Raw genomic sequence first — 17,064 nt, 5'->3', positions numbered from 1 at the left:
CATTTGTGACAGGATTATTCCGGCAGAGCTGGTCTTCACACGGATCGAAAATGCCAGACCTGCCTCACAGATAGACAACGCGGCGCCTGGGCCCTAGGCTTGAGGCATTCGTATTTTCCGGACTCGTCCGATTTGGCGCACCCGATCGGATGTCAGTTTGCTGGCCAGTTGGTTTTGTTATGACGACTTTGACTCAGAACGGCCCGAACGCGCATGTCTCGGGCCCCGCATTTCGGCATATCGTGCTGGCGATATGTTTGGTTCTGACCGTCTGCGTTGGAACGGATTTGTTTCCGATCGTGCTGTGGCAGAACAGTCTGGCCAACAAAATCTCAATCCTGATGCTGCTGCCGGTGCTGGCAATCACCACGCTTTATTACCGGCACTTCATTCGCGGGTTCTTTGCCGCGCCAGAACTGGCCGTTCTGGTGATCTGGGCGATGTTGTCCACAACCCTCAGCGACCGTCCGGCCTATGCTGCGGAACGGTGCGTTCCCTTGGTCGTGACAACAGGCTTTGCCCTGGTTCTGGGCAGCCTGATGTCGCTCAGGGGGTTACTGCTGTTCATGGCGGCGGCGTTTGCGCTGATCATGGCGCTGAATGTCGGGGCCATCGCGACCCTGCCTCAGGCGCGTGGCATTCCACCTTGGGGCGATGTCTGGAACGGTATCTTTTTGCACAAGAATGCGCTGGGTGCTGTGTGCATCATGGCCCTGCTGACCTCGGCCTATGCCATTGGCCAGGTGTCGGGCAAGCTGAAGCTGATGTTTCAGGTGACGCTGGTCGTGGCCATCCTGCTGCTGATCGCCTCGGAATCGCGGACCTCGCAGGCAGTGGGATTGATTTCGATGACCACCCTTATGATCAGCTGGATCCTGCCCCGGTTCGAGATGACATGGGCCATAGGCTATATCCTGTTTTCGGTACTGCTGGTCGGCACAATCGCGTTTTTGCTGGCCTCGCCCATGGCGGACCCCCTGTTTGCATTGGTCGGCCGCAAACCGACCCTGTCCGAGAGAATCCCGATTTGGGAGCTTACATGGCCCTATGTCATGGATCGGTTCTGGCTGGGCTGGGGCTATGGCAGTTTCTGGAACCCCGATTCCAGCCGACTGGCGATTTTATCCAATAAATCGAATCTGGGCTTCACGCCGCATTATTCGCATAACGGATTGATCGAGACCTGGCTGAACACCGGGTTTATCGGTGTGGTCCTGCTGTTCACGGCCATTGTGCGCTTTTTCTTTTCCGCCTTCCTCAGCCTGCGCTTTGTGGCGGATCGCACACCCATCGTGTGCACAATGGCCCTGATGATGACCTATATTTTTGCCAACATCACCGAAAGCACCCTGCTGTCCAGACTGGATATCAGCTGGATGTTCTTTGTGGCCTATGTCGCCAAGATGAACCTTGTTGCGCGGGCCGTAAAGCACAGCGTCAACGCCCGCGCCGCGACCTCTACCGAAGATCCGGGCAGGGGCCCGTCAGGCGGAATGACAGGTCAACCTGCGCCGACTGCTTAGCCCGCTTTGGGGAATTCACGGGTTTTCTACCCCAAGGTGTGCCCAAACGATTGACAGCAGCGGCCCCGGTGGTGTCGAATTCAAGAATACCCAGTTTTTTGCTTTTGTTTGGTTACCAGTTTCTTGGGGAGGCACTATTGAAAACAGCCATTTTTGCAGGCGGCAAAGGCTCGCGCCTGATCGAAGAGACCCGCGTTCGCCCCAAGCCCCTGGTTGAAATCGCAAATCGCCCGATTCTGTGGCATATCATGCAGCACTACTCGACCTATGGGCATCATGAGTTCGTGCTGGCGCTTGGCTATATGGGTGACCTGATCAAGCGCTATATCTCGAACCTGTGCCAGTATCAGGGCAATCTGCGCATCGATTTCACCCAGCGTGAGCTGTTTGGCGAGCCCGACTATTCCAACGGCGCGTTCGAAGATCAGACGCCGCCCTGGACCGTTGATCTGATCGATACCGGCATGGATACGATGACCGGCGGGCGTCTGGCGCGGCTGCAACCCTATCTGGGCAATGAAACCTTCATGCTGACCTATGGGGATGGTGTGTCGAATGTCGATCTGGACGCGCTGATCGCCTTTCACCGCTCACACGGCAAGCTGGCCACGATCACAATGGTGCGCCCGCTGACCACGTTCGGCCACCTGCAAGTGCGCGAGGATGGGCTTGTCGAAGGTTTTATGGAGAAACCCGAAACCGCGGCCGACTGGATCAATGGCGGCTTTTTCATTCTGGAACCCGGTGTGTTCGACGCCGTCGCCAGCGTCAATGGCGATGAGATCATGTGGGAAGAAGGCCCCCTGCCCAAGCTGATGGAAATGGGTGAGCTGATGGCCTATCGCCATCCGGGTTTCTGGTATTGCATGGATCATTTGGCGGACAAACGCCGGCTTGAGGAGATGTGGAAAAATGGCAACCGTCCGTGGGCAACATGGGAACATTCGGAACGTCCTGTTAACGGGTCATCTCGGCTACGTGGGGACGGTCACCGCCCCGGTATTGGCCGAGGCGGGAATCCAGGTGACTGGGTGCGATATAAATCTCTTTGACAGGGCCGATTTCGCCCCCGGCGGGGCGGTTCCCGATATTCCCAATCTGGGCAAGGACATTCGCGATCTGACGGCAGATGATCTGGCCGGGTTTGACGCGGTGGTGCATCTGGCCGCGCTGTCCAACGACCCGCTGGGCCATTTGCGCCCGGGCCTGACCCAGCAGATCAACCACGAAGGCACCGTGCACGTGGCCAAACAGGCCAAGGCAGCAGGTGTGTCCCGGTTTGTCTTTGCCTCGTCCTGTTCCAATTATGGCCGCGCGGGTGAGGATTTCGTGGATGAAGACGGCAAGCTGAACCCGCAAACCGATTATGGCGTGTCCAAAGTTCTGGCGGAACGTGACCTGAAACCGCTGGCCGATGACAGCTTTACCCCCACCTTCCTGCGCTTTGCCACCGCCTATGGGGCCAGCCCCCGGATGCGGTTCGATATCGTGCTGAACAACCTGATCGCGCATGCCTATACCTCGGGCCGTATCCTGATGATGTCGGACGGCACCCCGTGGCGACCTATTATCCATGTCGAGGACATGGCTCGCGCTTTTCTGGCGACACTGCAGGCCGATCCGCAGGCGATTTCCGGCGAGGCGTTCAATGTGTGCCGGACCGAGAACAACTATCAAATCCGCGATCTGGCCGAGATCGTGGCCGACACGGTGCCCGGCGCAAAGATCGACTATGCGGCTGACGCCGGGCCCGACAACCGGTCCTACCGCGTGAGTTCCGCCAAGATCGAAAAGTCCATTCCGGGGTTCGCGCCGCAATGGGACGCAGTGCGCGGCGCGCAGCAAATCTTTGATGCGGTCAAAGCCTGTGACCTGAAGGTCGAGGATTTCGAGGGCCGGAAATACAAGCGTCTGGCGCAGCTTGAGGCGCTGTTACAGGAAAACCAACTGGATCAGGATTTTCGCCGGACCCAGCCCGTCGCTTAGAGTCCTGACCCTAAACTGTTGCCCCGATCCGGTCCAACACGGTGCGTGCACCGCGCTCGCCGGATTTGAAGGCCTCATCGGTCCACTGATAGCCCCATTCGCCAAAGCGGCCCACATAGTGGATGCCGACCTGATTCAGCCAGTCGTGCACGATGGGCAGCGCCTGTTCGCGGTCCAGATCAAAGATGATATTGGCATGGGTGATCAGCCGCGCATCGGTGTGCAGGATTTCTTCATCCTTTTCGATCAGCCCGATCCTCACCAGATCGTCGATCACCGGCTGGATCAGATCGTCAGGGGACCCGGTGAAAGGGCGGTACTTGTGCGAGTAATAGCATTCCGCCTGAATAGACCCACAGCCCGGCGGGCAGGTTTTGGCCGACATTTTATGCGGAAAACTGAGGCGAGTGAAAACGATGTCCTCATCATAGATATAGGTCCATGTGGCGGGCGTGAAATCATCCCGCGCAAGGCCCAGATTGACCGTCACGCAGGTGGTACAAGCCAGCTTGGACGCCGCCGCGCGCACGTGGTCCGGCGCACCTTTGACCATCGGGATCAGATCGGGCAGCGGGATTGAGGAAATCAGGTGCTCATACTGTTCGGTCACACCGTTTTCAAAGGTGACACTGCGCGCCTCGGGGTCGATCGCGACGACCTTGTGATCCAGATGCAGGTCGGTCTTTTCCAGAAACGGCTTGAGGTATGAGATGAACCCGCCCTCGGTCGGATAGCGGAAATCGGTGATGTAATGCACATCCGGCGTCTCGGCGAAAATCGCGCCGCGGATTACCTCATCCATCGAGGGTCGATAAAGGCGCGGCCCCATCCACACAGTGCTCATCTGATCGGCATCGACCGTGTGGTATTTCTTGCCGTAGACGGCGGGGAAATGGGTCGCAAAGGTCTCTCCAAAGACCGAGATCAGCCATTCCAGATAATTGGCGGGTTTTTCCACAACCTCTTGCTTGGACGCTTCGATGAAATCCAGAATACACTGGGTTTTCAACTCATCCGGCAGGTTGTGCAGATTGGCCTGTGCGGGGTGTTTCACCCAGGCCCCGTGGTAATAGTTGTTCACATAAGCCTGCAGCTTTTCATAGGCACCGCCCACGTTTTCGGCGAACAGTTCCTGAAACCGCGGGTCTTTCGAGAATGAGATATGCGGCCCGTCATCAAAGATGAACCCGCTGTCATGGGCAAAGGTTGCAGTATGGCCGCCGGGAAAGGTGTTCTTGTCATACATCCGGCTGGACACGCCCGCCCCGTGCAGGTGATGGGCAGCCCCCAGCCCGGACATGCCCGAGCCTAGGATAACGATCTTCTGGTCACTCATATCAACGTTCTCTTGCTAACTCGCGGCGCCACCAGGCGATGGTGTCCGCAATACCGGTTTTCAATGTGTATCTCGGGCTCCAACCCAATTCGTCGTGCAGGCGGGTGGTGTCCGCTTCGACCAGCGGCGGATCATTGGGGCGGGCCTCGCGCGCGCCCAGACGGATCAGGTCTTCTGCCTTGGTCTGGCGCCCGATCTCGTGGATCAGATCGGCCAGCGGGATCGCCGTGCCACTGCCGATATTGACAGCGCCGGTCAGGTCACTGAACATCAGGGCCGTCATCGCGGTGGCGACATCCCCCACATGCAGGAAATCGCGTTTTTGCTTGCCATGAGTGCAGAGCGCCTCTTGCCCCTGCAAAAGGGCGCGGATGACATCTGCGGCCAGCCGGTTTGGATTTTCCCCCGGACCATAGAGAAAGAAGGGCCGCGCCCAGGCCCCCGACAGATCCAGCGCCTTACACATGGGGCCAAAGGCCGTGAACATGGCCGCCTTGGCCGCGCCATATTCGGTGGCCGGGTTCAACGGGGTCTGCCCTTCGCGCAGCTTGTCCGACCCGGACCAGTCATATTCCATACAGGACCCGCAAAAGGTCACCCGTTTGCCGCCCGCTTCCGCAAAGGCAAACATCAGATCGACCGAATGCTGCAACCAGCGAAAATTCTCAAGCGATTGCTGGTTGTCGGGCCCCATGTACCAGGCCAGAGCCATCAGATGGCTGGGACGGTGCAGATGGATAATGGCCCCAACATCCGAGGCATTGGTCACATCAACCCGAACCCAATGCACATCGCCATAGATTTTCGGAGGCGGGTCACAGCGATATGTCGCAACCACCCGGTGCCCATTGCGCGCCAGCACCGTCACGATTGCGCGACCGATGAACCCACCGCCCCCGGTCACCATCACTGTTGTCTTTTCTTCCTTTGTATTTGTCATGGGACAGCCGTCTTTCCTTGGAATCGCGACAGGGCCTAGGGATGAAGCAGGGGCCAGTTCGCGTCTTTTTCAGAAACAATCGTTACAGGTTTGGGCCATTGTATACTTAAGGCAGGATCATCGTATCGAATCCCCCGCTCGACCCCCGGGGTGTAAAATGCGCTGGCGGAATAGTACGCCTGCGCGCCATCGCTCAGCGCCAGATAGCCATGCGCAAACATCTCGGGCACATAGAGCGCGCGCCTGTTTTCGGCCGACAGCTCAATCCCGAAATGCTGCAAATAGGTCGCGCTGTCGGGGCGCATATCCACGATCACATCGTAAATCGCGCCGGTGATACAGCGCATGAACTTGGCCTCATGCGCCGGGGCCTGCTGGTAATGCAATCCGCGCAGCGTGCCTTTTTTCTCGTTAAACGAAAGGTTTATCTGGGCGATTGCCGGTTTCAGCCCGTGTTTTTCAAACTCATCTGCGCAGAAGGCACGGGCAAAAAATCCACGATCATCCGAGATTTCCTGCAGGTCGACCACATAGGCCCCCGGCAGATGTGTTTCTGTGAAAATCATTAAAATAAACCGCCTTTGTCGACCGCAACCATTTAACCACACGCAGGCCCCCGATCACAAATCACGCCACGGTGCAGCGAAACGAAAGATGCGCTGCGCCCGTATTGGCATCTAAGGGCAATACCAAAAACTAATCAGACAATCGGCTTGGTTTCCACGGTTTTCGACCCGTCCCGCAGGAATCCCCTAGGTGCTGGCGCAGAACCGTGCGTAATTTGTTAAAAAGCCGGCACCGCACATGTGTATTTCGCGGTGATTTATTTGTTTGAGGATATGCATGTGACCGCATCTGCCCCGCCTGAACGTAGCGTTTTGATGTTTTCGCAGCGCAATCTGAATGACAACGTATCGCGGTGTTCGGGGTTCGAATTCGAAGACGTCATTGCCGAGATTGAAACGGCCGAGATTTGCGCGCCACGGCAAAACGGCACTCTGCCCTTCAATCCGAAACGGTGGCTGTCACGGCGCAGCGATTTGTTTCAATACTGGCCTTCGGGGGTGCAGAAATCGCCTCTGACCCGGAATTTTGATCTGTTCTTTTGTAACGCGCAAAAGCCGCTGGAACTGTTGGCGCTGGATGCGGTGCCGGACTGGCGCGCGCGCTGCGGTCTTGCGGTCTGTGTGCTGGAAGAGGTCTGGACCAGCAGCATCGATCAACACCTGCCGCTGATCCGGTCCCTGTCCAAATTTGACCTGATCGCCAGCGCCTTTGCAGAATCCTGCGAAGCGTTGCGCCGGATCACTGGAAAACCTGTCATTCACCTGCCCGGTGCTGCGGATATGGTGCGGTTCGCCCCACGCAACCTGTATGTGGATCGGCCCATTGACCTGTATTGCATGGGTCGCAGGCGCCCCGAATTGCATGATCGCCTGTTGAAGATAATCGCAGATCGGCAGGGGTTTTATCTGTATGATTCTGCCACCAAGCCGCCCACAACGGCGCAGCACAAGGTGCATCGCGACCTGTTGGCCAATCTGGTTCAGCATTCCAAGCTTTTCATGGTGGATATCGCCAAGATCGGCCATGACGACCAGAAAAAAGGCAACATCGCATGGGGCCCGCGCCATGTCGAAGGTCTTGCCGGCGGGGCCATCCAAGTGGGCTATGCCCCCGAGACCGAGGATTACACGCGCTATTTCGACTGGCCCGAGTCAGTTCTGCGCCTGCCGGAAGACCCCGATCGCGCCGTCGAAAGGATCGTCTCAATCCTGGATGATCCGGCGGAACAAGATCGTATGCGTCGGATCAACCTGCAAAACGCGTTGCAGAAACACGATTGGCTGCACCGGTGGGCCGACATTCTGGGCCATCTGAACCTGCCCGAAACGGCAGCCATGACAGATCGGCGGCAAGCCCTGGCGCAAATTGCGCAACGGTTGTCAGACAAACAGCCAGCCCAGCCGGATGAAAGAACCCCGGCCTGAAACAACGCCGACTACCCGGCGCTGGCGACAGAATCGGCCCAGACCAACCCAAGATAGGACAGTTGGTTGCTGCAACTGTTTTCCACCGGGTGGAAAATTCCCACGAACTCCAGTTCGATCCCCAATTCATGTGCAAGCACAACATTGGTCGAGGTCGCGAATTTCTGCACAATAGAGCGGCTCATTTTCTTGGTCTCATCAGCAATATAAGGCAGCGACCCGGCTCGGAGGTTGAAGACAGTGTTGACCGCCTGACCTGATAGACCTTTGGCGATCACAAAAGCCTCATAGGCCGTGCAAAACTCCTGCGCGGCGGGGTGGGCTGCGATTTCGGCCCCGTAGACACGCGCGATGACCTCCGAAGCATGGGCTGCAACGCCGCCCGGTCGCAGGGCAAACGCCAGCCCGCCCGCGCTTGCCGCCAGACAAACACCCCCCAACAATGCGCTGCGTCTGGACAGTTTCATCGCACCACCCCGGCTGCGCGCAGTGACAATGCCGACAGGGTCAGGGTCGGGTTGGCCGGTGAGCAGGTCGGGAACGCCCCGGCGCCCAGCGCAAAGACGTTCGGGGCCTCGTGCAGGCGCAGATAGTCATCCACCACCCCCTCGGCGGGGTCCGTACTGATCCGATGCGTGCCCTGAATATGCGCCTGCGAAGGCTGAATGCGCCCCGCGCTCACCTTATCCAGCACATCTGGGATAATGTCGGGCAACCCATCCAGCGCGCGTTGCAGACCGCGAAAGGCATAAGGGTGGTGGCCCGTCCATTCGATCACCGGCGCGTCACCTTCCAGCAGAACGCGGTTTTCGGCTATGGGCAGGTCCTCGGCCACAAGGGTCAGGACCAAACGGTTGGTCCATTTACCCGGTTCCTCGCGGATATTGGCGGGCGCGTTCGAGCTTTCGATCAGCACTGCCGCCGCCTCGGAGCGGTCGATACCGTGATAAAAGTGATAGCCGTGGCTCGTCTCGGACGTTCCGCCAAAATAGTTTTTCAGCGTAGCCGTATCGATCACAACGGTTTGCGAGGCCTCTTCGTTCAGATACCGGCCCAGCGCCGGAGACGTCACACCGGACCGCAACAGAATTGCCGCGTTGAAAATGGCATTGGCCCCCAGCCCAAAGGCGCTGGCCCGCACTTGGATGTCTTTCCCATCCGGCCCGCGCAGCACCCCATGCGTGGCCTGCCCACCCTGCAGCAGAATCGCGCGGAACTCGGTCTCAAGCACATAATGGGCGCGGGGATGTGCGAGATGCTCAAATCCGTTCAGGATCGTGAATTTTGCATCTATGGGGCAAATGCCGCAGACGCCATTTGCGCAGCATGTCGGCCGCGTCCCCCCGTTTGCCCGCGCGGTCGGAAGCGGCACCCACGCATTGCTATGGGCCTGCAGCACCTGATCGGCGCGCGATTGTATGTGGTGAGGATGCGGAAAGGGTTTGTCGCGGGGCAGGATATGGTCAGACCCGCCGCCCGCAATCTCCATCAGGGTTTCGGCACGTTCATAATACGGGGTCAGGTCCTCATACCCAAAGGGCCAATCCACCCCGACGCCAAACCGGGTGCGCAGGTGGAAATCATCAGGGTGAAACCGAGGCGTATCCCCCCACCAGAAATTCGAATTGCCACCAAAGGTGATGAAGCTCAGCCAGTCCTTGCGCAAACCGGATGTGTTGCGCTGTGCGATCGGCTCACCCGGTCGCCAGCCATCGCGCAGCTGCGTATCATGGGGGCGCATGCCGCCCTGTTCGACGATCAGCACATCCAGATCGGGCGGTAAACCATGCGCAAAGAACATTGCCGCAAAGCTGCTGCCAACGATCACAACATCCCAGTGCCGGGACGCAACCTGTGCTAGGTCAATGCGTTTCATCTGTTCAACCATGGCCTCTGGCGAGGCGCGAACCACGTTACTCATACACGAAAAAGATGTCTCAGGGTAACGGCGCGCGGGGCTTTGTCAAATAAACAAAGCGCGGGGACGCAACCCTTAGTCCGCAGTTTGCGCGCCGCCACTTTTGCGCCGGTTTGCCTTGCGGAAGTGATCCTTGGTGCTTTGGGTCCAGTTCAACTGCTCCTCCTGTGCAGTCAGGGTTTCGACGTGATCGGACTCCAGCAGGAAGGTCGTGCGCATGGGCATGATCCCGTCAACGACCATCACGTTTTGCGCGGACGGATCAATGCTGAGCGTTCCGGTCAACCGCACGGGCTGATGGACATGGTTGGGCGTCCAGTCGACATTCAACCGGACCCGGATCATCTGATTGGGCGGCGGCGCGGGCAGATGACTGCACATCCCGCTTTGTGGCACCAGATAGACGACACTCTGCCCATCCGCATCCGGCGGCGCAGGGATGGCAAACCCCATCAGCGTGACGGTCTGGCCATCAAGATCGGGATTGCCCGCAGATCCTGCATTATCCCGGCGCTGCGTGACCGCCTGCACCTGATCCAGCAGCCAATCCACATCTATTGCATCGGCTGTCAGAGCGGCCTCGGTTTCTGTTAAAAGCATCTGCCATTTCCGGCGCTCTTCGTCGCTGCCTGCACCCTGTTGCAACCTGCCCCGCAGGCGCAGGGCAAAGATGACATCATCGAACTGTTCGGGCGTGAGGGCGCGAAACGGGTCCTCGTAATTCTGGGCAGCGGGATCTGGCAGTTCAGACCAATCCAACACCTGGCCCGATGCGGCCGCAGTGCCGAACCAGCCCAGGGCCAACAAGGCCAGAATGTGAACCCAATTGCGCATGTCCCGACTGTACCGATCAGACGGGATCATTCCAGCCTCTTTCCGCGGGCACGCGCAGAGTTTATCTGCGCCCGCCCACTCCGGAAACTGTCAAACTGAGAACTTTATCATTGACCCATCGCAGGAACTGGGGCAGTCCATCTGACGATGGTTCCCCGCAAGGGGAAGAGAAAGGGAATACGGTGCGGTTTGCCAACAGGCGCCAAGTCCGTGACTGCCCCCGCAACTGTAAGCGGTGAGCAATGCCAAATATCCACTGGCCCAGCGGCTGGGAAGGATGGCAAAGCCACGACCCGCAAGTCAGGAGACCTGCCATCATGTGTTCAACCAACCCGGGGCGGGGCGTCCTGGAAGGAGGCTATGATGACACGACTGGCGCGTGTTTCGACGATCGATACCCTCTGTGGCCGCTGTTGACGGGCGGGCCTGAGGATGTCGGAAAAATCTGATCATGTCATTCTGATCTGCACGACCTGCAAAGGTGAACTGAGCGCAGAGGCCATTCAAACAGCGCTTGCAGATAAGCTGCCTGTGGGGTTTGCGGTGCGCACCGTGGACTGTATGGCAGGCTGTGCCCGGCCAATAACGGTTGGGTTTCAGGCGGTGGGCAAGGCGCAATACCTGTTCGGCGACATCCGCACGCAGCGCGACATCGACGCGCTGGCCACCTTTGCCCATCAATACCAGCAAAGCGTTGATGGCTGGACCAGCGCAACGGACCGGCCTCGGGCGCTTTATACCAAGACGCTGTCCCGCATGCCGCGACTGGAGTTTGGAGGGCGACCATGACTCACCCTCCCTTTTTGGTTGCTGAAGACCTGGAGTATTACGCCCTGAACGGGGATGTCCTGCTTCAGGGCGTCTCGTTCGAATTGGACAAAGGGGCAATTCTGGCCATTGCGGGGCCCAATGGGGCAGGCAAGACAACGCTGCTGAACCTGCTATGCGGTGCGGCTGATCTGGTTCTGGGCGATGTCCGTGTCGGCGGGCGCAGCCTGAAACAGATGTCGGCCACCGAACGCGCCCGCATGATCGCCGTTGTCAGCCAGCAGGAATACCCTGACGGACGGCTGGAGCTGCGCGATTATGTGGCCCTTGGGCAGATCCCGATCCGCGCCGACCGGTCTGCGGCTGAACACGCGGCTGAACTGGACCGGATACTCGACCTGACCCATCTTGGCGCTCTGGCGGGCAAGCGCATGGCGCAACTGTCCGGGGGTGAGCGTCAGCGGGCGCATATCGCCCGCGCGTTGGCCCAAAACCCGGCCCTACTATTTCTGGATGAACCCACCAACCATCTGGACCCGGATGCCAAGGGGCGGATGCTGTCGCTGGTGGCTGAACTGGGTATCACGGTTGTGATGATCGTGCACGATCTGGTCATGATCCCGGAATTCGCAACCCATGTGGCGCTGATGAAATCCACACGTCTGACCAGCTTTGGCACGGTGGCCGACGTGCTGACACCCGAACATGTGCGCGACACGTTTGGTGTCGATTACCTGTGCTTTCAGCACGAAGGCCGGATGATCCCGGCCCTGGATATCCGAAGAACACCTGTTTCAACTTAACCCAAGGAACTATTGCACATGAAACAACTCTGGTCTGCTGCCGTCGTGGCCACCATTGCGGGGGGTGCCTCGGCACATGAGGTCACGGTCGACAATTGCGGCGAACCGCTGGTCTTTGAAACCCAGCCCGAGCGTCTGGTCGTGCATGACATGAACATGACCGACATGGCCTTTGCGCTGGGTCTGCAGGACAAGATCGTGGGCCTGACCGGCATCACCGGCTGGTACAAAACCAGCCCCGAGTTTGACACTCTGCGCGGTGACATCCCTGAGCTGGCCCCGAAATACCCGACCGTTGAAAACCTGGTCGCGGTAGAGCCCGATCTGTTCTTTGCCGGTTGGTACTACGGCATGAAGCCGGGCGGTGACGTGACCCCCGACACGCTTGCACCCTTTGACATCAAGACCATGATCCTGACGGAAAGCTGCGTGCATCTGGACAAGGACCGCCCCGAGGCCAGCATGGACCTGCTGTTTGACGACGTTCTGCGTCTGGGCACCGTCATGCATGTCGAAGACAAGGCCGAGGCGCTGGTCGCTGGCTGGAAAGAGGAACTGGCCGCGATTCAATCGCAAACCGCCGATGTCGCCAAACCCCGCGTTTTCCTGCTGGACGGCCCGGCAGATGCGCCCTTTACCGCTGGCAAATTCGCCATCCCCGACGCGATGATTGCAGCTGCGGGTGGTGAGAATGTCACCCATGACATGGACACCAGCTGGGGCCGCACCTCGTGGGAGGCCGTGGCCGCCGCGAACCCGGAATTCCTGGTGCTGCTGGACTATCAGACCGGCAATGGCGCGGCGGATACGTTCAAGTTCCTGCAGGAACATCCGGTGATGTCGCAGACTGACGCGGTCAAGAACGAACGCTGGATCGGCCTGCGGTACGAGGAACTGACCCCCGGACCGGCAAATATCGAGGCGATCTCGAAAATGGCCAAGGCAATGCACCCGGGCCTCAACTGATATGACCCGATTGGGCGTTATGCTCGTGCTGGGGGCGGTCATTCTGGCCGCCCTCTTACTGATTTCCACGGTCTACGGCACCACGCCCATCCCCGCCTCGGATGCGTTGCAGGCGGTCTTGCTGGGCACCGGCCTGACGGATGGGGATATGTCCCCGCTGCATCGCATCGTCTTTGACCTGCGCCTGCCCCGCGCCCTGTTCGCGGCGGTCATCGGCGCCGGGTTGGGCATTGTCGGCGTCGTCCTGCAAACCACCACGCGCAACGATCTGGCTGACCCGTTTCTGTTTGGCCTGTCCTCAGGCGCGGCGGCGGGGGCGGTGTTCGTGATCACTGTGACCGGAGACATACTGGGGTTCTGGACCTTACCGCTGGCGGCGTTTTGCGGCGGGCTTGTGGCCTCTGGGATCGTGCTGGCGCTGGTGCATGGCTTGCGCACAAGCGCGCCTGAAAAGCTGATTCTGGCCGGGCTGGCGGTGTCTTTTCTGTTCTCGGCCATCACCAATTACCTGATCTTCGCAGGCGACAGCCGCGCCGCGCATTCGGTGATTTTCTGGATGCTGGGCGGTCTGGGCCTGGCCCGGTGGGAGACGTTTCCCCTGGTCTGCGCCGGTCTGGTCCTGATCCTGTCCTATTCGCTGTACCGCAACCGCTGGCTGGATGCGCTGTTGACCGGGGATCTGACCGCTTCGACCCTGGGTGTCCCGGTGCAGGGGTTGCGGTTCAGCATGTTCTTTGCCGCAGCACTGGCCACGGCTGTTTTCGTTTCCGTCGCGGGTGTGATCGGCTTTGTGGGCCTGATGGTGCCGCATATCGCACGCGGCATTGCGGGGCCGCTGCACAAACGCCTGCTGCCCACGGCCGCCATCGTGGGCGCGGCGCTGCTGACAGGGTCCGACATCCTCAGCCGGTTGCTTCTGGCCCCGCAGGAACTGCCCGTCGGGATCGTGACAACATCCATCGGGTCCGTGTTCGTCTTTTTGCTTCTGTTCCGCACCGCCAGAGCGCGCAAATAGCGCTCTGACACCATTCCAGCGCGCTTTGCGATCTAAACTGCCGCGTCCCCTCCGGCCATCGACGCCGAAATCTCGGCGACCTCCTTGTCAATGTAATAGAGGGCGTGCGGACCGTCGCCGATCAGGTTGATACGATCAATGATACCCTGAAAGGTCTTGATCTCTTCGCGCTGTTCCATGACGAACCATTGCAGGAACTCAAAGGTGCTGTGGTCATCAGTGGCCTGCGCCGCCTTGACGGCGGAATTGATGCCGTCCGTCACTTTTTTTTCGTGGTCCAGAATAATCTGGAACAATTCCTGAACCGAATTCGTCTCGACCTTGGGTTCCGGCAGCTCTTTGAATTGGATCGGCCATTCGCAATCCACCAGATAGTTGAGCATCTTCTTCATATGCGTCAGCTCTTCATCCGCATGGGCCAGCAACAGCTCGGCGCAGCCATCCAGATGGCGTTCCACGCACCAGGCACCAGCCTGCCAATAGAGATGCGCCGCTCTCAGCTCACCATTCATCAGATCATTCATGATAGTCGCCGTGGACAGGTGTGACATAAGAGAGTTCCTTTTTCAGAAATGAGTTGGCGTGCCGATCACTGTCTTTGGCGAAATCCGGGTCCTTGAAACGCGGCCCGAGCAAGCTTTTGATGCGTTTTCGGTTTTGGCTATTATGCAAGTATCAATTAAATTTAATGTGTTTTCTCTGATCCCTGTCAACATCCGGGTTGTGGCACGTAAATCCGCGCAAAGAAAAAGGGCCACCTTACAGGCGGCCCTTGGTCATGATGCGGTGGCTGATCTTCAGCCTTTTTTCAGAACCTCACGGCCCAGCAATTCGGCGATCTGCACCGCGTTCAGGGCGGCACCTTTACGCAGGTTGTCGGACACGCACCACAGGTTCAGACCGTTCTCGATGGTCGAATCCTGACGGATACGGCTGATGAAGGTGGCGAAATCGCCCGCGCATTCGATGGGCGAGACGTAGCCACCAGCCTCACGCTTGTCGATCACCATGATGCCCGGTGCTTCGCGCAGGATGTCGCGGGCTTCGTCTTCGTCCAGGAATTCCTCGAACTCGATGTTCACGGCCTCGGAATGGCCAACGAAAACGGGAACGCGGACGCAGGTGGCTGTGACCTTGATCGACGGATCGACGATCTTTTTGGTCTCGACCACCATCTTCCACTCTTCCTTGGTCGATCCGTCTTCCATGAAGACGTCGATCTGCGGGATGACGTTGAAAGCGATCTGCTTTTGGAATTTCTTCGGCTCAACCTCAGTCGTGGGGTTGTAGATCGCTTTGGTCTGATCCCAAAGCTCATCCATGCCGTCTTTGCCGGCACCCGAAACCGACTGATAGGTCGAGACAACCACGCGCTTGATCCGCGCGCGGTCATGCAGCGGTTTCAGCGCCACAACCATCTGCGCGGTCGAGCAGTTGGGGTTGGCGATGATATTCTTGTTCTTGTAGTCGTGAATCGCTTGCGGGTTACACTCCGGCACGATCAGCGGAATGTCCGGGTCATAGCGATAGAGCGAGCTGTTATCGATCACCACACAACCCGCCGCAGCCGCCTTGGGCGCGTAGACCTTGGTCGCGTCCGAGCCGATGGCAAACAGCGCCATGTCCCAGCCGGTGAAGTCAAAGGTGTCGATGTCCTGGGTCGTCAGTGTCTTGTCGCCAAAGCTTACCTCGGTTCCCAGCGAACGACGGCTTGCCAGCACGGCAAGTTCATCAACGGGGAACTGGCGTTCCGCCAGGATGTTCAGCATTTCGCGGCCCACGTTACCCGTGGCGCCGGCGACAACGACGCGATAGCCCATTTCATGTCTCCAAAGTTAAGGACGCGCGTTCTTAGCTGCGTTGCCGCAAAGAAAAAAGAGCAAACGCACCATAATCCGACCTATGACGGCGATTTGAGGCGTTTCAGCGTTCCTAGCCCTGTGCCAACAGGGACCGATAGACCTTTACGATCTCTTCCGCCTCGCCTTCGATTCGGAAATTCTGTTCCACATGCTTGCGGGCGGCGACCCCTGCGGCGCGCAAATGGTCTGGGTCACTCAGCATATCGCGCAGGGCACCGGCCAGCGCATCCGCGTTGTCTTTTTCCACCAGACGTCCCGTTTCGCCATCCCTGATCTGCGCACTGAAGGCCCCGACGCCGTGGCACGCAATGGCCGGGACGCCCGAGGCCATCGCCTCAAGCGGGGTCAGGCCGAACCCTTCGTGGCGGGCGGGGGCCACGAACAGGTCCAGCGCGCGGTAGGTTTGCACGATCTCATCCCAGGGGCGTTCCCCCAGAAACCGCACGCGATCAGACAGCCCAGCCTGTTTCAGCTTGGCCTCCTGTTCGCGCTGAAACCCCTCAAATTCACTGGTTGCGTTGCCGGTAAAGATGATCTGCGCATCGGGGAAATCGGGCAGCACCTGAAGGGCGGCATCCACCAGCAGATCGACGCCTTTCTGGGGCCGAATGCGGCCAAAACACCCGATCAGCGTACCGGACGGCAGACCCAACTGCGCACGCAGGGCGGCTTTGTCCTGTGCGGGGTGGAAAATCTGCGTGTCCACCCCGTGCATGATCACCGTCGCGGGGTGCTGCAGGAACGAGGCCGCCTGCGGTGTCGTTGCAATCAGCGCGTCCATTTTTGAGATCAGGCTTTTGGTAAATCCCGAATGATCGCGCTGCGCGGCTGAGGTGAACAGCAGCTTGTAATTACGCCGGAACACAGCGCGCAGCACCAGCCCCATAAGCATCTCAGTATTGCGCCGCGCATGCCACACAATCGGGGTCTTGTTGGGCAAAAACAGAGTCTTCCAAAGGCGAATATGCGGAATATCCTCCGGCAGCCCCGGCCCCGTGGCGCGGATATTGATCATCTTTGCCTGAATGGGCAGCAGCCGCAGAACGGTTGTCGTTACACCTGACAGGCTGTGTTTGAGGTTCGGCGCCAGAACTTCGATCTCTGCCATTGCGCTCTCCTGTC

17 protein-coding genes and 1 riboswitch are annotated in these 17,064 nt (G+C 58.9%); of the genes, 8 read left to right on the top strand and 9 right to left on the bottom strand.

Annotated features, from left to right (window positions below; genetic code table 11):
• The first annotated feature begins 179 nt into the window (after positions 1-179).
• The 3 genes from ACRZ94_RS11050 to ACRZ94_RS11040 all read left to right on the top strand — a co-directional run bounded on the left by ACRZ94_RS11050 (position 180) and on the right by ACRZ94_RS11040 (position 3,509).
• The gene (locus ACRZ94_RS11050) at positions 180-1,523 is read left to right on the top strand and encodes an O-antigen ligase family protein (RefSeq protein WP_480797344.1); all 1,344 of its coding nucleotides are present in this window, start codon (positions 180-182) and stop codon (positions 1,521-1,523) included.
• Between the two features lie 137 nt (positions 1,524-1,660).
• A complete protein-coding gene (locus ACRZ94_RS11045) occupies positions 1,661-2,575 on the top strand; it encodes a sugar phosphate nucleotidyltransferase (RefSeq protein WP_480797343.1) in 915 nt (304 codons plus the stop codon).
• The gene (locus ACRZ94_RS11040; RefSeq protein WP_480797342.1) at positions 2,502-3,509 is read left to right on the top strand and encodes an NAD-dependent epimerase/dehydratase family protein; all 1,008 of its coding nucleotides are present in this window, start codon (positions 2,502-2,504) and stop codon (positions 3,507-3,509) included. Before ACRZ94_RS11045 ends, ACRZ94_RS11040 begins: the two co-directional genes overlap by 74 nt.
• Before the next feature lie 10 nt (positions 3,510-3,519).
• Here ACRZ94_RS11040 and ACRZ94_RS11035 read toward each other — a convergent pair whose 3' ends face one another.
• The 3 genes from ACRZ94_RS11035 to rfbC are packed head-to-tail and all read right to left on the bottom strand — an operon-like array spanning position 3,520 to position 6,351.
• Positions 3,520-4,845 (bottom strand): protoporphyrinogen/coproporphyrinogen oxidase, encoded by a 1,326-nt coding sequence (locus tag ACRZ94_RS11035; RefSeq protein ID WP_480797341.1) that lies wholly within the window; start codon positions 4,843-4,845, stop codon positions 3,520-3,522.
• Position 4,846: 1 nt separating this feature from the next.
• Complete coding sequence (locus ACRZ94_RS11030) at positions 4,847-5,785, bottom strand: NAD-dependent epimerase/dehydratase family protein (protein WP_480797340.1); 939 nt, start codon at positions 5,783-5,785, stop codon at positions 4,847-4,849.
• Positions 5,786-5,820: 35 nt separating this feature from the next.
• Positions 5,821-6,351, bottom strand: coding sequence for a dTDP-4-dehydrorhamnose 3,5-epimerase (gene rfbC, locus ACRZ94_RS11025; protein WP_480653223.1), 531 nt, complete (start codon positions 6,349-6,351; stop codon positions 5,821-5,823).
• A 279-nt stretch (positions 6,352-6,630) separates the two neighbouring features.
• Between rfbC and ACRZ94_RS11020 the strand changes: the two genes are divergently transcribed.
• A complete protein-coding gene (locus ACRZ94_RS11020; protein ID WP_480653221.1) occupies positions 6,631-7,776 on the top strand; it encodes a glycosyltransferase in 1,146 nt (381 codons plus the stop codon).
• A gap of 11 nt (positions 7,777-7,787) precedes the next feature.
• Here ACRZ94_RS11020 and ACRZ94_RS11015 read toward each other — a convergent pair whose 3' ends face one another.
• The 3 genes from ACRZ94_RS11015 to ACRZ94_RS11005 all read right to left on the bottom strand — a co-directional run bounded on the left by ACRZ94_RS11015 (position 7,788) and on the right by ACRZ94_RS11005 (position 10,558).
• Complete coding sequence (locus ACRZ94_RS11015) at positions 7,788-8,243, bottom strand: hypothetical protein (protein ID WP_480797339.1); 456 nt, start codon at positions 8,241-8,243, stop codon at positions 7,788-7,790.
• Positions 8,240-9,697 (bottom strand): GMC oxidoreductase, encoded by a 1,458-nt coding sequence (locus ACRZ94_RS11010; RefSeq protein WP_480797338.1) that lies wholly within the window; start codon positions 9,695-9,697, stop codon positions 8,240-8,242. Before ACRZ94_RS11010 ends, ACRZ94_RS11015 begins: the two co-directional genes overlap by 4 nt.
• Before the next feature lie 72 nt (positions 9,698-9,769).
• Positions 9,770-10,558, bottom strand: coding sequence for a DUF3299 domain-containing protein (locus ACRZ94_RS11005; protein ID WP_480797337.1), 789 nt, complete (start codon positions 10,556-10,558; stop codon positions 9,770-9,772).
• A 101-nt stretch (positions 10,559-10,659) separates the two neighbouring features.
• Positions 10,660-10,859, top strand: a riboswitch (cobalamin riboswitch).
• A 101-nt stretch (positions 10,860-10,960) separates the two neighbouring features.
• On the opposite strand from ACRZ94_RS11005, the gene ACRZ94_RS11000 reads away from it, so the two are divergent.
• From ACRZ94_RS11000 to ACRZ94_RS10985, 4 genes are read left to right on the top strand one after another with little or no spacing between them, the layout of a single operon-like run.
• Positions 10,961-11,317 carry a DUF1636 family protein gene (locus ACRZ94_RS11000; RefSeq protein ID WP_480653213.1) on the top strand — a complete coding sequence of 119 codons (357 nt, stop codon included), beginning with the start codon at positions 10,961-10,963 and terminating at the stop codon, positions 11,315-11,317.
• Positions 11,314-12,099, top strand: a complete 786-nt coding sequence (locus ACRZ94_RS10995; protein ID WP_480797336.1) for an ABC transporter ATP-binding protein — start codon at positions 11,314-11,316, stop codon at positions 12,097-12,099. The genes ACRZ94_RS11000 and ACRZ94_RS10995 overlap by 4 nt, the downstream gene beginning before the upstream one ends.
• 18 nt (positions 12,100-12,117) lie before the next feature.
• Entirely contained in the window at positions 12,118-13,065 is a 948-nt protein-coding gene (locus ACRZ94_RS10990) for an ABC transporter substrate-binding protein (protein WP_480797335.1), read from the top strand.
• Position 13,066: 1 nt separating this feature from the next.
• On the top strand, positions 13,067-14,080 hold the full coding sequence (locus tag ACRZ94_RS10985) for a FecCD family ABC transporter permease (RefSeq protein WP_480653207.1): 1,014 nt from the start codon (positions 13,067-13,069) through the stop codon (positions 14,078-14,080).
• 32 nt (positions 14,081-14,112) lie between these two features.
• On the opposite strand, the gene ACRZ94_RS10980 is transcribed toward ACRZ94_RS10985, so the two are convergent.
• The 3 genes from ACRZ94_RS10980 to ACRZ94_RS10970 all read right to left on the bottom strand — a co-directional run bounded on the left by ACRZ94_RS10980 (position 14,113) and on the right by ACRZ94_RS10970 (position 17,050).
• Positions 14,113-14,604 (bottom strand): ferritin, encoded by a 492-nt coding sequence (locus tag ACRZ94_RS10980; RefSeq protein WP_480653205.1) that lies wholly within the window; start codon positions 14,602-14,604, stop codon positions 14,113-14,115.
• A 273-nt stretch (positions 14,605-14,877) separates the two neighbouring features.
• Complete coding sequence (locus ACRZ94_RS10975) at positions 14,878-15,900, bottom strand: aspartate-semialdehyde dehydrogenase (RefSeq protein ID WP_480653203.1); 1,023 nt, start codon at positions 15,898-15,900, stop codon at positions 14,878-14,880.
• A 112-nt stretch (positions 15,901-16,012) separates the two neighbouring features.
• On the bottom strand, positions 16,013-17,050 hold the full coding sequence (locus ACRZ94_RS10970) for a glycosyltransferase family 4 protein (RefSeq protein ID WP_480653201.1): 1,038 nt from the start codon (positions 17,048-17,050) through the stop codon (positions 16,013-16,015).
• Positions 17,051-17,064 lie beyond the last annotated feature (14 nt).

The organism is Ruegeria sp. CH10, from assembly GCF_056537125.1.
This window is presented reverse-complemented; position numbering and strand designations above follow the sequence as displayed.